Source organism: Pseudoxanthomonas sp. JBR18, assembly GCF_028198165.1.
Taxonomy (GTDB): Bacteria; Pseudomonadota; Gammaproteobacteria; order Xanthomonadales; family Xanthomonadaceae; genus Pseudoxanthomonas_A.
In genome coordinates this window covers 388,998-403,696 of the sequence record NZ_CP116339.1, presented here as the reverse complement: position 1 = coordinate 403,696, position 14,699 = coordinate 388,998, and the positions used below count along the sequence as shown (strand labels likewise).

At 65.6% G+C, this 14,699-nt stretch carries 10 protein-coding genes; 6 read left to right on the top strand and 4 right to left on the bottom strand.

The window, feature by feature from the left end; translation table 11 throughout:
• The first annotated feature begins 99 nt into the window (after positions 1-99).
• From PJ250_RS02025 to alr, 3 genes are all read left to right on the top strand, one after another.
• Positions 100-1,629: a tryptophan halogenase family protein gene (locus PJ250_RS02025; RefSeq protein WP_271646897.1), complete on the top strand. Its 1,530-nt coding sequence runs from the start codon at positions 100-102 to the stop codon at positions 1,627-1,629.
• 298 nt (positions 1,630-1,927) lie between these two features.
• Positions 1,928-3,232: a D-amino acid dehydrogenase gene (locus PJ250_RS02020; RefSeq protein WP_271646896.1), complete on the top strand. Its 1,305-nt coding sequence runs from the start codon at positions 1,928-1,930 to the stop codon at positions 3,230-3,232.
• Complete coding sequence (alr, locus tag PJ250_RS02015) at positions 3,211-4,296, top strand: alanine racemase (RefSeq protein WP_271646895.1); 1,086 nt, start codon at positions 3,211-3,213, stop codon at positions 4,294-4,296. Before PJ250_RS02020 ends, alr begins: the two co-directional genes overlap by 22 nt.
• 9 nt (positions 4,297-4,305) lie before the next feature.
• Here alr and PJ250_RS02010 read toward each other — a convergent pair whose 3' ends face one another.
• The gene (locus PJ250_RS02010) at positions 4,306-4,512 is read right to left on the bottom strand and encodes a hypothetical protein (RefSeq protein ID WP_271646894.1); all 207 of its coding nucleotides are present in this window, start codon (positions 4,510-4,512) and stop codon (positions 4,306-4,308) included.
• 1,014 nt (positions 4,513-5,526) lie between these two features.
• Here PJ250_RS02010 and PJ250_RS02005 point away from each other — a divergent pair.
• Complete coding sequence (locus tag PJ250_RS02005) at positions 5,527-6,543, top strand: LacI family DNA-binding transcriptional regulator (protein WP_271646893.1); 1,017 nt, start codon at positions 5,527-5,529, stop codon at positions 6,541-6,543.
• Positions 6,544-6,635: 92 nt separating this feature from the next.
• Positions 6,636-9,689: a TonB-dependent receptor domain-containing protein gene (locus PJ250_RS02000; protein ID WP_271646892.1), complete on the top strand. Its 3,054-nt coding sequence runs from the start codon at positions 6,636-6,638 to the stop codon at positions 9,687-9,689.
• A 147-nt stretch (positions 9,690-9,836) separates the two neighbouring features.
• Here PJ250_RS02000 and PJ250_RS01995 read toward each other — a convergent pair whose 3' ends face one another.
• Positions 9,837-10,163 carry a hypothetical protein gene (locus PJ250_RS01995; protein WP_271646891.1) on the bottom strand — a complete coding sequence of 109 codons (327 nt, stop codon included), beginning with the start codon at positions 10,161-10,163 and terminating at the stop codon, positions 9,837-9,839.
• Positions 10,164-10,517: 354 nt separating this feature from the next.
• On the opposite strand from PJ250_RS01995, the gene PJ250_RS01990 reads away from it, so the two are divergent.
• Positions 10,518-12,812: an FdhF/YdeP family oxidoreductase gene (locus PJ250_RS01990; protein ID WP_271646890.1), complete on the top strand. Its 2,295-nt coding sequence runs from the start codon at positions 10,518-10,520 to the stop codon at positions 12,810-12,812.
• Between the two features lie 9 nt (positions 12,813-12,821).
• On the opposite strand, the gene glp is transcribed toward PJ250_RS01990, so the two are convergent.
• Positions 12,822-14,075 carry a molybdopterin molybdotransferase MoeA gene (glp, locus tag PJ250_RS01985; RefSeq protein WP_271646889.1) on the bottom strand — a complete coding sequence of 418 codons (1,254 nt, stop codon included), beginning with the start codon at positions 14,073-14,075 and terminating at the stop codon, positions 12,822-12,824.
• Positions 14,068-14,643 carry an NTP transferase domain-containing protein gene (locus tag PJ250_RS01980; protein ID WP_271646888.1) on the bottom strand — a complete coding sequence of 192 codons (576 nt, stop codon included), beginning with the start codon at positions 14,641-14,643 and terminating at the stop codon, positions 14,068-14,070. The genes glp and PJ250_RS01980 overlap by 8 nt, the downstream gene beginning before the upstream one ends.
• Between the last annotated feature and the right edge of the window lie 56 nt (positions 14,644-14,699).

Here is a 14,699-nt window from a genome sequence, read left to right as displayed (position 1 = left end):
TTGCGTGTGATGCCGGACGGCCGCCAAGTGATGGCGGCCGTCTTTTTTTACAATGCCCATTGTTGTGGCCGGTGGCCCCGATGATGGCGGGATAGATCAGTGGACTCGAACCCCAACGACAGTCGTATCCGCAACATCGTGGTCGTCGGAGGCGGCAGTGCCGGCTGGATGGCCGCCGCCGCCCTGGCGACCTACCTCGGCAAGGGTACGCAGGTGCGCCTGATCGAGTCCGAAGAGATCGGCATCGTTGGCGTGGGCGAGGCCAGCGTCCCGCACCTGCGGACCTTCAACACGCAGGTGCTGGGGATCAACGAGCTCGACTTCGTCCGCCACACCCAGGCGACGGCCAAGCTGGGCATCGAGTTCCGGGATTGGGGGCGTCTTGGCGAGCGTTACGTGCATGGCTTTGGCCTGATCGGACGCGCCATGGGGCCGCTGCCGTTCCACCAGTTCTGGTTGAAGCAGTTCCTTGCCGGGCGCGCCGCGCCGATTGGCGAATACTCCCTGCAGACGGTGATGGCCCCGCAGGGACGATTTTCGCCGGGTGACCGTGATGCGCCGGTGGGTTCGCCGCTGGCCGACATCGCCTACGCCTATCATTTCGACGCGGGGCTCTATGCGCGCTTCCTGCGCGAGCTTGCCCAGGCGCGTGGCGTGCAGCGCATCGAGGGTGAGATCGTCGATGTGGGCCTGCGTGACAGCGATGGCCACGTCACCTCGGTCACGCTCAAGCGCGGTGAGCGCATCGAGGGCGAACTGTTCGTCGACTGCTCGGGGTTCCGCGGGCTGCTGATCGAGCAGACCTTGCAAGTCGGTTACGAGGACTGGTCGCACTGGCTGCCTTGCGATCGTGCCATCGCCGCGCTGTCCGAGCGTCGTGACCCGATCACGCCCTACACACGTGCGACGGCGCGCCAGGCCGGTTGGCAATGGCGGATTCCGCTGCAGCATCGCACCGGCAATGGCCATGTCTACGCCAGCGCCTACCTGAGCGACGATGAGGCCACCGCCACTTTGCTGGGCAACCTGGATGGCCCCGCCCTGGGCGAACCACGCCTGCTGCGCTTCACCACGGGCATGCGACGCAAGCAATGGCATCGCAACGTCGTGGCCCTGGGCCTGGCCAGCGGGTTCATGGAACCGCTGGAGTCGACCAGCCTTTACCTGGTGCAGTCGGGCATCAGCCGGCTGTTGAGCCTGTTTCCCACGCGCGACTTCAGTGCGCTACTGGTCGATCGGTACAACCGCGACACGGCTTTCGAATATGAGCGGGTGCGGGATTTCCTGATCCTGCACTACCACGCCACGGCGCGGGATGACACGCCGTTCTGGGAGGCCTGCCGCACGATGTCCATCCCCGAACCGCTACGGGAAGCGATGGTGCTGTTCCGGCGCGACGGGCGCTACCTGCGCAATGGCGAAGATTTCTTCGCGTTGTCCAACTGGGTCCAGGTCATGCTGGGGCAGGGCATCATCCCTGCGGGCTACCACCCCATCGTGGACGACATGCCGCTCGAGCGCCTGGAGCGCTATGTCGAGGATGTCAGGCAGGGGGTGGCACGGGCGGTGGCGACGATGCCCTCGCACCAGCACTACCTGGACCAGCACTGGCACGCGCCAGAGGCCTGACCACGCGCAGCGACGTATCCGGCCCCGCACCAGCCCGGCTTGCCGGGGCGGGGCATTGGGCTTGCGGGATCGCGGGCCTGGCTGCCCGATGGCGGCTTGGCAGGACGATCGGCACATGGCCCGCAAGCGTCGGGTCCGCGGCAGGCGCGATCCGGGCAGGCGGCACACTCTGCTGCCGGCAGGCCGCATAACTGAAGCTTTCGCCTCCAGCCATCCGGCGATGGGTCCAATCTGCCGGGGGCGATGCAGTAATGTTTTGCCAGGGCCGGTTGAGCCGGTCGCCATCATGGGTGCAGCAGTGCGCGTTCTCGTCATGGGCAGTGGGGTGATCGGCACCACCACCGCCTGGTATCTGGCTAAGGCCGGCTTCGAGGTCACGGTCGTCGACCGTCAGCCAGGGCCTGCGCTGGAGACCAGTTTTGCCAATGCCGGGCAGGTCTCGCCGGGTTACGCCTCGCCCTGGGCGGCGCCGGGCATCCCGCTGAAAGCCTTCAAGTGGCTATTCCAGCGCCATGCGCCGCTGGCGATCCGGCCGGGCATGGACGCGCGCCAGTACACCTGGATGCTGCAGATGCTGGCCAACTGCACCAGCGAGCGCTATGCGGTGAACAAGGCGCGCATGGTGCGCCTGTCCGAATACAGCCGTGACTGCCTGGACGAACTGGTCGCCCAGACCGGCATCGACTACGAGGGCCGCCGCCTGGGCACCCTCCAGCTGTTCCGCACCCAGGCCCAGCTCGACGGTGCAGCCAAGGACGTGGCGGTACTGGACGAATACGGGGTGCCCTACGAATTGCTCGACGCCGCCGGTATTGCCCGCTACGAGCCGGCACTGGCGCAGGCGCCGGTGCGCCTGGTCGGTGCGCTGCGCTTGCCCAACGACCAGACCGGCGACTGCAACCTGTTCACCCACCGGCTGGCCGAAATGGCGGCCGCGGCGGGCGTCGAATTCCGCTACGGCACCCGCGTCGATGCGCTGGAGTCCGATGGACGCCGCATCACCAGCGCGCGCCTGAATGGCAGGGTCGAGCGCGCCGACCGCTACGTGCTGGCGCTGGGCAGCTATTCGCCGCAACTGGTGGCACCGCTGGGCCTGGACCTGCCGGTGTATCCGCTGAAGGGCTATTCGCTGACCCTGCCCATCACCTCGGCCGCGGACGCGCCGGTGTCCACGATCCTGGACGAAAGCTACAAGGTCGCCATCACCCGTTTCGACCAGCGCATCCGCGTGGGCGGCATGGCCGAGCTCAGCGGCTTTGACCTGTCGCTCAACCCGCGTCGCCGGCAAACCCTGGAGCGCGTGGTCGATGACCTGTACCCGCGTGGCGGCGACCTGGCTGCGGCGCAGTTCTGGACGGGATTGCGACCGGCCACGCCGGACGGCACGCCGATCGTGGGCGCGACCGCGCTGGACAACCTCTACACCAACACCGGCCATGGCACCCTGGGCTGGACCATGGCCTGCGGTTCGGGCCGCTACCTGGCCGACGTGATGGCCGGGCAGGTGCCGCAGATCAGCAGCGAAGGCCTGGACATGGCCCGTTATCGAACGCCCCACGTGGGCACCAGCAAGGTGGCACGATGCGCCCAGCCCGCGCACTGATCGATCTGGGCGCGCTGCAGCGGAACTACCTGCTGGCGCGGCAACTGGGAGGCGGCAAGGCCGTGGCGGTGGTCAAGGCCGATGCCTATGGCCATGGCGCGGTGCGCTGCGCGCAGGCGCTGGCGCCGATGGCCGACGCCTTCGGCGTGGCCTGCATCGAGGAAGCACTGGAGTTGCGGGAAGCCGGCATCGATAACCCGATCCTGCTGCTGGAGGGGTTTCTCGAAGCGGACGAGCTGCCGTTGATCGACGCGCATGGCCTGTGGACCGTGGTGGCCTCCCCGTGGCAACTCACGGCCCTGACGGATTACACGCCGCGCACACCGTTGACGGTCTGGCTGAAACTGGACAGCGGCATGCATCGGCTGGGCCTGTCGCCGGCGCAGTTCGGAGAGGCGTTGCAGGCGCTTTCGCGCGACCCGAAGATCGCCTCGGTCACCGCGATGAGCCACCTGGCGCGTGCCGACGAACTGGACAGCGATTTCAGCGCAACCCAGCACGCGGTGTTCGAGGCGGCCACGCGCGACTTCGACGGCCCGACCAGTTTCAACAACTCGCCGGCGCTACTGGGCTGGCCCGGTATCCGTAGCGATTGGGTGCGCCCGGGGCTGATGTTGTACGGCGCCAGTCCGTTCCCGCTCGATGCGCCGATCCCGCATGTGCTCTCGCCGGTGATGCAACTGGAGTCCAGGTTGATTGCCGTGCGTGACCTCCCGGCCGGCGAGGCGGTGGGCTATGGGGCGCGCTTTACCGCGCCGGCGCCGATGCGCATCGGCGTGGTTGCCATGGGCTATGCCGATGGCTATCCGCAATTGGCTCCCAACGGCACCCCGGTGCTGGTGGACGGGCAGCCCACCCGGACCGTTGGACGGGTGTCGATGGACATGCTGACCGTCGACATCACCGCGCTTGCGAAGGCCGATGTCGGCAGTCGCGTGGTGTTGTGGGGCAGCCGGCCCAGCGCCACCGAGGTGGCGCACATCTGCCAGACCAGTCCTTACGCCCTGTTGTGCGGGCTCAAACGCGTGGCGTGTCTCTATCGGGACCCGGAATCCGTCGGCTAGGTTCGCCGCTTAGTTCAGGCCGAACATCCGCATCAGTCCGCCCACGCCCTGGCGCACGGCCGAGCGTTCGGCCGGCTCCAGATCATGGGTGGCCGACAGCAGCAGCCGCACCGCCCAGGTCACGCGGTCGGCGGCGTTGTCCGCTGCGTGACAGGCCAAGCCGACGGCCACGGCGGACACGCGTTCGCGAACGAGTTCACTTTGGATCTGCGGCATGCATCCCCCTGAGGTCTCGGCCGCCCCCCTGCGGCCCCTGGGCCATCGTAACGTCCGGAAATGGGCGGCGTCAGGCCCTGCGAAAGTCGAACGAATCATGTCGCGATGGCGGCGGGTCGACCCTCTGGCGGATGGGGACCAGTGCGGGCTGCCATTGCGGCGTGAGCGCCCAGGCTCGCACGGCGAGGGCGGGTGATCGGACAAGGATCCGGCCCCACGCTTGGATGGCTGCGCACGGGCCCTGTCGACAGGATCTGGCGACGTCGTCGATGCAAGGCCGTGCTGGCAGGCGCGATCCCGCCCTGCGCGGACCGCCGGCCGTGACCACGCTGATCTGACGGTTCCTGTCGTCGATGACTTGCGACCACATGCCGGACGTTGAGCTGGTCTGGCCGGGGTGGCTTGGACTGGGTGGTCACCGAAATCGTGAGGTTGGTCAGGGTGACCTCCGCTCGGCCGGTGCGCTCGTCGCTGTCCTCCGCGGCAAACGCGGCTCGCAACCCGAAGAAATCCACGCTTGCCGCGGCCACCTGCGGGTGAGCGGGCCGTCGATCCACGCCCGCCTGGAGGCGCCTGTACGGCGTGGTCTCGCTTCCAGCGGCGTTAGGGTTTCGCTAAGTCCATGTTGGGATGTCGTTCGATGTCCCGGCCTGCGCAATTGCCTGGCGCATTGCAACGCGGATCACGAAAATTGGACGCCCCATGGCCTCGTCAGGGTAGCGCTAACACTGAAAACCCGGCGCAAAGCCTTCTGTGGCAAGGATGTCTCGGCACGCCATGGTATGGCGGTGATCGGCCTTCAAAGTGTGATGCGTTGCAGCATGTAAGCGGTTGCAACTCCTGTTACGGTGCCGCCCGCCGACGAGACGGTCGCCGTGGGAAGGGGGAGCTTCCTGTGTCCAAAGCAGTATTCCGCCACCGCAAGTCACCTGTCGGGACACGCCATCAAGGCGGTCCCTCGGGGACGTTTGTAAGCGTCCTCGTCTGCATCTCACAGCGCATGGAGTCAGCCGTATGAATGTCACCATCAAGGACGTGGCACGCGTGGCCGAGGTCTCCGTCGCAACCGTCTCCCGCGCCCTCAATGGGCGGCAATACGTGGCCGAGGAGGTGCGCGAGCGGATCCTCAAGGTCGCCAGTGACCTGCGTTACAGCCCGCACCACGCCGCCCGCGCCCTGAGCAGTCGGCGGACCCATACGGTGGGCGTGGTCCTGCCCGACCTCTACGGCGAATTCTTTTCCGAGCTGATGCGGGGCATCGATCACGCCGCACGCGAGCGCGGCCTGCACCTGCTGGTCTCCAGCTGTCACGGCAGCCTGGACGAACAGCGCGATGCGCTGCGGGCCACACCCGGCCGGGTCGATGGCGTCCTGGTGATGTCGCCGTTTCTGGACGGCGACGATGCCCTGGACCAGGCACTGACCCCGGACATGCCGGTGGTCCTGATGAACTGCGCCCAGAGCCAGCGCGCCACCGTGCTCAATGTCGACAACTACGGCGGGGCACTGACCCTGACCCGGCATCTGCTTGAGGTCGGCCACCGGCGCATCGCCTTTGTTGCCGGCCCGGAGAACAACTTCGATGCGCGCGAACGCTTGCGTGGCTATCGCGACGCGCTGGCCGCGGCCGACGCCGGTCCGGCGTGGGTGGTGCAGGGGGCCTTCGATGAGGCGTCCGGCTACGCGGCGGGCGAAAGCTTCGCCGACGGTGAGCGTCCTGATGCGGTGTTCGCTGCCAACGACATGATGGCCCTGGGCTGTCTGTTCGCGCTGCGCAAGGCAGGCCTGCGGGTGCCCGAGGACATCGCGCTGGCCGGCTTCGACGACGTGCCGATGGCGCGCTATGTCAATCCCGCGCTGACCACCATGCGCGTGGACATCGCCCACCTGGGCGCCCGCGCGCTGCAACTGCTGCTGCAACACCCGGCCATGGGCGGCGATGCGGACATGACCCCAGTCACCGCCGACCTGGTTCCCCAGCTGATCGTGCGCGACTCCAGCGCCGTGCCGGAGCGACGAAGCATGGGCTGACGCATTCCTCCCGCTGTGTTTTCCGCTGTCCCAGGTTACCCGAAAGACGTTCCAAACATTCGCGTTCCGACTGCCCCAAGGAGGGCAATGTCATGAAGAGCAAGCGCCTCACCCGCCGTACCCCCTCCCGCAGCATGCTGGCCATCGCCCTGGCAGGCTGCATGGCCGCCTCCGTCCCCAGCTTCGCCCAGTCCTCCAACGCCACGCTACGCGGCAAGGCGGAGAGCGGTGTGGATGTGACCGCGACTAATACCGCCACCGGCCTGAGCCGCCACGTGACCGCCAGCGCCGACGGCAGCTACGCGCTGGTCGGCCTGCCGCCAGGAACCTATCGGGTGCAGGCCGGGAGCGCCGAACAGACGGTGACCCTGAGCGTTGCGACCTCGGTGAGCTTGGACCTTCAGGCCCCGGCGGCGACGGCCTCGGCGGGCGTAACGGCCACCGATCTGGATACGGTGAAGGTGAGCGCGCCGCCGCTGCAGGAGGTCAAGACCTCCGAAGTGGGCACTAACGTGTCCCTGCAACAGATCAACTCGGTTCCACAGCTGACGCGAAACTTCCTGGAGTTCGCCGATACCGTCCCCGGCATGCAGTTCACCACGGACTCCTCCGGACACAGTGATATCCGCGGCGGCGCGCAGCAGACCTCTGCGGTCAACGTCTACATCGACGGCGTGGGCCAGAAGAGCTACCTGTTCGGCGGCGTGTCCGGTCAGCAGCAGAGCGCGGGCAATCCGTTCCCGCAGCTGGCCATCGGCGAGTACAAGGTGATCACCTCCAACTACAAGGCCGAGTTCGACCAGGTCGGTTCCGCGGCGATCGTGGCGGCGACCAAGTCGGGCACCAACGAGTTTCATGGCGAAGTGTTCGGTCGCATGACCAACTCCGACTGGCGCAAGCCGACCCCGGCTGAGGACGGCGCTGGCGGCAGTAAGCAGAAGACCCACCAGAACGAGTATGGCTTCGCGCTGGGCGGTCCGATCATCCAGGACAAGATGCACTTCTTCGTTTCCTACGAAGGCAAGGGCTTCGAGATCCCGGCCGACCCGGTCGCGGTGGTCAACAACAACTTCCTGTCCTACGCCGATGACCTCCCCGATTCGGTCCAGGCAAAGTACGGCCCGGTGACACGCCCGTTCACTGAGGACCTGTACTTCGGCAAGATCGACTGGGAGATCGGCGACAACGATCGCCTTGAGCTGACCGCCAAGCTGCGCCGTGAGGACAGCGTGGACAGCATCGGTGGCAACACCACGGGCGATGCAGCCAAGCTCAACAAAAACACCGAGGACCGCTACGACCTGAAGTGGGAGCATTACGGGGAGAGCTACTTCAATGAAGCGCGCGTCACCTACGAGGACGTGCTGTTCAATCCGACCGCCAGGACCATCGGCAGCCAGGCGGTGTACACCGCAAGGCAGAATGAGAACGATGTGCTGATCTATGACAACGCCACGTCAGGCTTGGCAATCCAGCGCAAGGGGCAGAAAGGACCGTCTTTCCAGGACGACCTGACCTTCAACAGCTTCAGCTGGCATGGCGACCACGTCATCAAGATGGGCGTTAAATACAAGCAGGTCGACCTCACTCAGAGTGAGAACTCGACGGTCAACCCAGCGTTCTATTACGCCGTTACCGATGGCGGTGGCACGGCTGAAATTCCCTACGAGGTCAAGTTCAGCTATCCCTACGAGGGCTTCTCGCCGATCGTCACGACCAAAGACAAGCAATTCGGCTTCTACATCCAGGACGACTGGGATGTGACCGACAAGCTGCAGCTCAACCTGGGCGTGCGCTGGGACTACGAGAAGGTGCCGTCCTATCTGGATTACCGCACGCCCCAGGCCGTGATCGATGCGTTCAACACCCAGGATCCAAACGGTCCGGCCGGGCAGACCTACGCCCAGTCGCTGGCGCTGGGCGGCGTTGACGTCAACGACTACATCAGCACCGGTAACAACCGCAAGGCGGACAAGGGCAATATTGCTCCTCGCCTAGGGTTTTCGTATGACTTCAATGGAGATCAAACCTGGGTGTTGTTCGGTGGTGCCGGTCGCAGCTACGACCGCAACCTGTTCGATTACCTTGGCCTGGAGCAAGTCAAGGGCGCTTTGTCGTCCTACACCATTCGCTTCTCTGATTCCTCGGGCTGCACACCGGCACCGCAGGATTGTGTGGCTTGGGACCCAGCGTATCTGAGCGGTATCGATGCGGTCAGTGGCCTGGTGGTCGATCCAACCTCGCGCTCGGGAACCGAGATCGACATGCTCAACAACGATCTCAAGACGCCCTATTCAGACCAGTTCTCGCTGGGCCTGCGTCACGCGCTGGGTGACTGGAATTTTTCGGGCACCCTGGCCTACGTGCACAGCAAGGACGGCTTCGCCTTCACGCTCGGCAACCGCTATCCGGATGGCAGCTTCTTCAATAATCCACAGCTGTGTGGGGCAACGGATCCCGGCTTCAGCCAAGCCTGGAACTGTCATGGCGAAGGCATCGGCAGCCTGATCCTGGGCGACAACGGGATTGAAACCAAGACCAAACAGGTCCTGTTGTCCGCGGACAAGCCCTATTCCAAGGAGTCGGGCTGGGGCTTTACGGCTGCCTATACGTACTCCAATGCCAAGGGAAATCGAGGCGCTGACGAGCACTATTCATTTGATGCGGGGACGATCTTCGACTATCCCTTCATCGATCTGGATGCGGTGCCCAAACACCGTCTGGTGCTGACCGGTACCTATGATTTGCCTTGGGACATCAGTCTGTCGGGCAAGCTTACCCTGGCTACGCCGCAGCCGATTAATGTCGCGGTTACTCCCGATGCCTGGGGCGCCGACGCAGGCGAGCCGCATGTCACGTCTTTGCACAATGTGCCCGGCCAGAAATTCCTGATCGGCGGTCCGATTTTCGGGACTCGTCAGCTAGATTTGTCGCTGTCCAAGGACTTGCATGTCACCGAGAGCGTCACCGTGCAGGTGCGTACAGATGTGATCAATGTGTTCAATTGGAAGAATCTGAGCAGCTATTACATCGACTACGGCTCCAGCGGCGTTTATGCACCCTCGGTGACGTATAACGACAGCAACACGGCTGTGAGCTATAGCTCGCCGCGCACCGTGTTCATGAGTGCTCGCGTGATCTGGTAAAGACTGCCGGAAAAATGCGCACGACAAGGCCCGTTCATGCGGGCCTTGTCGTGTCTGGAGCAGGAGGTGTGTTGCATTGAGGAAGCGCCATAATACTGTTGGCGCTTGTCAAAAACGCCGTTGTTCAGCAGATGATGCCTCCTTTCATCAATCGACGTTGATGATGACGTCTGCCGGAGCCTTGAAGTTTTGGCTCGACGAACTCGGAGTGGCTGAGATGGTGTATGTCCCCGGCGCGGCGATGGTGGCCTTGCAGTGCCGGATTGGCGTACTGCTATAGGCTTCGTCTGCTGTATTGCAGAGATAGTTTCCGTTGGCCTTGATGACGAAATTGCTAGTGTAATCTACCGTGTTGCCACCTGTGATGTAGATGTCCGCCTGTATGCCCGCGAACTTGGGCATCGTGCCGATTTGGAAATTCCCTTGGACATCGGCAGCCAAGCATGATGCGCTGGCAGCCATCAGGAATGGCATGATTAAAATTGCACGTCGATTCCGCATAAATCCTCCTTAATTAAATTACGCCTAGGGTGTCTAGTTATCCCTGCTCGTCCGGTCTCCCGGAGCGACGGCAGCATTTGGTTTGGGGCGTTCGGGATGAGTTTATTTTCCGTTATTTTTAGATTATTTTCCGTTGCTGCGTTTGATTGCCCCCATTATTCAACATCGTGATGTGGAGTCAGGGGTCAGGTTTCATCTCAGTCCCAGATCTTCATCATTAGCAACCTGCTTCTGTATCGCGCCATTCATTTGATCAATCGCATGTTTTACTCCCCATGCAGCTAGCTATGGCAGGATTTGGCTTCCTACGGCTCGTGCGGGTTGCCCGTGAAAAACGAAGAACTTTACGTCCCCGGCGTCGAGGACTACGACGGTCCGGCCGGGGGCTGGGGCGCGTTGCGTGCAGTGGCCAAGGCGCTCAAGGACCAGATGGGCGTCGGGCGCGAAGCCGGGGCGCTGCGTCGGGTCAACCAGCCGGCGGGCTTCGACTGCCCGGGCTGCGCTTGGCCGGACCCGGCGGACACCTCCTCGTTCGAGTTCTGCGAGAACGGAGCCAAAGCGGTCAGCTGGGAGGCCACGACCAAGCGCGCCACGCCGGCGTTCTTCGCCGAACACACCTTGTCCGAGCTGTGGGAATGGAGCGACCACCAGTTGGAGGACGTCGGCCGTCTGACCCACCCGATGGTGTACGACCAGGCCAGCGACCGCTACCTGCCCATCACCTGGGACGAAGCGTTCGCGCGGATCGGCAAGGCCTTGCGCGCCCTCCCGCATCCGGACATGGCCGAGTTCTACACCTCCGGGCGCGCGTCCAATGAAGCCGCGTTCCTGTACCAGTTGATGGTGCGCGAATACGGCACCAACAACTTTCCCGATTGCTCCAACATGTGCCACGAGGCCACCAGCGTAGGCCTGCCGCAGTCCATCGGCGTGGGCAAGGGCACGGTGACGCTGGAGGATTTCGACCACTGCGACGCGCTCTTCAGTTTCGGCCACAACCCGGGCACCAACCACCCGCGCATGTTGTCCACGCTGCGCGCGATCTCCAAGCGCGGCGTGCCGATCGTCGCGATCAATCCGCTCAAGGAGCGCGGACTGGAGCGCTTCGTCTCGCCGCAGCATCCGTCCGAGATGCTGACCAACCACGCCACGCAGATCGCCCAAACCTACTACCAGGTCAAGGTGGGCGGCGATGCCGCGCTGCTCAAGGGCATGATGAAGTGGCTGTTCGACGCCGACGCGGCCGACCTGGCGTCTGGAGGGAGCGGCCTGCTGGATCGCGCTTTCGTCGAGGCGCACACCGATGGCCTGGAGGCGCTGCGTGCTGACATCCAGGCCACCCGGTGGGAGGACATCGTGCGCGTCTCGGGCCTGTCGCGCGCCGACATCGAGGCGGCCGCGCAGGTTTACGCGAAGGCCGAGCGGGTGATCATCTGCTACGGCATGGGCATGACCCAGCACCGCGGTGGCACCCACAACGTGCAGCTGATGGCCAACCTGCTGCTGCTGCGCGGGAACATCGGCAAGCCTGGCGCGGGAATCGCGCCGATCCGCGGCCATTCCAACGTGCAGGGCGACCGCACCGTGGGCATCACCGAAAAGCCCACGCAGGAACTGCTCGACCGCATTCGTGACACCTACGGCTTCGAGTTTCCATTGACCCACGGCCACGATGCGGTCGAGGCGCTGCGCGCGATCCGCGACGGACGCAGCAAGGCGTTGGTCTCGCTGGGCGGCAACCTGGCCGTGGCCATGCCCGATCCGCAGGCCTGCTTCGCGGCGATGCGCTTGCTCGACCTGGCCGTGCACATCGCCACCAAGCCCAACCGGTCGCACCTGATCCCGGCGAAAGAGGCCTTGTTGCTGCCGTGCCTGGGCCGCACCGAGCGCGACATGCAGGCCAGCGGCCTGCAGTCGGTCACGGTGGAGGACTCCATGTCGATGGTGCACGCCTCGCAGGGTGGCCTCACGCCCGCTTCGCCGCAGCTGATGTCCGAGCCGGCGATCGTCGCTGGCATGGCCATGGCCTTGTTGCCGGACACCAAGGTCGACTGGCAGTCGCTGATCGACGACTACGATCGCATCCGCGACGGCATCGAGGCGGTGTTCCCGATCTTCAAGGACTACAACCAGCGCATCCGCGTCCCGGGCGGCTTCCGGCTGCCGGTGGGCGCTTCGGTGCGCGACTGGGGCGGCGAAGGCGCCAAGGCGCATTTCCTGGTGGCCCCGGGCCTGGCCGAGGATCTTCCCAGCCCGCCGGGCCTGCTGACCATGACCACGCTGCGCGCCCATGACCAGTACAACACCACCATCTATGGACTGGATGATCGCTATCGCGGCATCCGCGGACGCCGCGACGTGGTGTTCCTCAACCCGCAGGATCTGGCCGAGATGGGGCTGGAGCACGGCGATGCCATCGATGTCGCCTCGCGCATGCCGGGCATCGCCAGCGACGGTCACGCCGTGCGTGGCTTCACCGCCGTGGCCTACGACATCCCCCGCGGCTGCGCCGCCATGTACTACCCGGAAGGCAATTGCCTGGTGCCCTTGGACAGCCACGATCCGCAGTCGGGCACGCCGACCTATAAATCCGTGCCGGTGCAGGTCAGCGCGGCCGCCTGAGCGGGCTGGTCACGCGAGCGTCCAGCGCCCGCCCGCATCGCGTGGATACACCGCCAGCAACGTGCCGGCCGGCAGGCTGGTCGCGTCCTCGTCGATCACCGCCCAGGCGTTGGCGTCGAGCAGGGCGCCAATGCGATACGACTCCTGACCATGGAGCAGTTCGACCTGCAGTTGCCCTGAAGGCTCGCTGGTGACTCGGGCCTTGAGGAACTGGCGCAGGCCCGTGCGTGATTGGGCGGCGGCACTCAATCGCGCGCGCAGCGGCCGCTCGACCGCCTGACCCTGGCGTGCGCGCAACCACGGCACCGCGAAAAAGCGCATGCCCACCACCGAAGCGACGGGGTTACCCGGCAGGGACAGGACCAGGGGCCCGCCTGCCAGCTGCGAGGCCAGCAGCGGTTTGCCCGGTCGAATGGCCGCCTTGCGGAACACCGTCCGCGCGCCGGCGGCGGCCAGCGCCTCGGGGATGAAGTCGTGCACGCCGGCCGAGACCGCTCCGGTGGTCAGCACCAGATCGGACTGCGCCGCCACCGCGTCCAAGTGTCGGGCGAGTGTCGCCGGGTCGTCGTCCACGGTGTGCCAGGCCACGAGGTGGCCCCCCGCGTCCTGTACGGCCCGGGCCAGATAGGCCCCGTTGGAAGCGCGGATCTGCCCGGGGCGCAGGGCTTGTGTGGGGTCGGTGACCAGTTCCTTGCCGGTGCACAGCAGGGCCACGCGGGGGGCGGGCCGCACGGACAGCTGTGTGATGCCAAGGGCCGCCAGCAGCATGTCGAGGGTGGCATCGACCTGGGTTCCGGCGGCTGCGACGCAGGTGCCCGCCGCCACGTCGCTGCCCATGCGGCGAAGATGCCGGCCGCGCGCGATGTCCTGCGTCAGGCGCATGCGCCCTGCGCTCAGCCGCTCGGTGTGTTCGATCGGCACCACTGCGTCGGTCCCGGGAGGCAGCGGGGCACCGGTCATGATTTCCCAGGCGACGCCGCGCGTTGCGGGAGGCGCATCGCCCGCGACGATGGTGCCGCTGATGGAAAATTCGCTGCCGGCCGACAGGACGTGCTGGTCTGTGTGCAGGGCAAAGCCATCCATGGCCGCGTTGTCAAAGCCCGGCAGCGCGATCGGGGCGAGCACGTCTTCGGCCAGGATGCGGCCGAACGCCTCCTCGCGGGTGCAGGTCCGGGCCGGCAGCGGGCCGGCATCCTGGAGCAGGCGCGACAGCGCCTGCTCATAGCGCAGGACGGAAGGAGCCGGGGCGCAGGGATCACTCATGGCCGGTCGCAAGGCGGGTCTTCAGATGCGCGTGTTCCGCCGGCGTGTTCGCATTGTCCAGCGCGTGGTCGGACGGTGGTTCGAGCAGATGCACTGCGACAACGGACAGCGCGCGTCGCAGACCAGATTGCCCTTGGTGCACCTGTGCCGCCAACTGCCGAAGCGCTTCGGGTTCCCAGATCGCGCAGAGTGGGTCAGCGTGTCCGTCCACGGGGCTGCGGAAGGCCACCGCCTGGAGGCTCGCGTCGCGCGCGGCGATCAGCGTGGCCAACGTTCGGTCGGTCAGCCTGGGGAGGTCGCAGGCCAGCACCAGCCAGGCGGCATCCGGTAAAGCGGCATGGGCGGCCAGGAGCCCGGCGGCTGGCCCGATCCCGGGCTGGACGTCCACAAGCTGCGGGAACATCGCGCGCAGGGGTTCTTCCTGCTGGTCCGGACGCACCGCGATCCAGCAGTCCTGCACGTGGCGTTTGAGTAGGTCGAAGGCGGCTTTGAGCTGTGGCTCGGGGCCATAGGCCAGACGCGCCTTGTCCTGGCCCATGCGTGAGCTGGTGCCGCCTGCCAGGAGCAAGCCGAGCAGCCTTGTATTGACGGCGTTGCTGGCCAGGGCCGAGCCTCCGATCGATC

What these genes read in the sequence shown, in the direction of transcription:
- alr (WP_271646895.1), top strand. Translation starts at nt 3,211, where the DNA reads ATGCGCCCAGCCCGCGCACTGATCGATCTGGGCGCGCTGCAGCGGAAC.
- PJ250_RS02010 (WP_271646894.1), bottom strand. Translation starts at nt 4,512, where the DNA reads ATGCCGCAGATCCAAAGTGAACTCGTTCGCGAACGCGTGTCCGCCGTG.
- PJ250_RS02005 (WP_271646893.1), top strand. Translation starts at nt 5,527, where the DNA reads ATGAATGTCACCATCAAGGACGTGGCACGCGTGGCCGAGGTCTCCGTC.
- PJ250_RS02000 (WP_271646892.1), top strand. Translation starts at nt 6,636, where the DNA reads ATGAAGAGCAAGCGCCTCACCCGCCGTACCCCCTCCCGCAGCATGCTG.
- PJ250_RS01995 (WP_271646891.1), bottom strand. Translation starts at nt 10,163, where the DNA reads ATGCCATTCCTGATGGCTGCCAGCGCATCATGCTTGGCTGCCGATGTC.
- glp (WP_271646889.1), bottom strand. Translation starts at nt 14,075, where the DNA reads ATGAGTGATCCCTGCGCCCCGGCTCCTTCCGTCCTGCGCTATGAGCAG.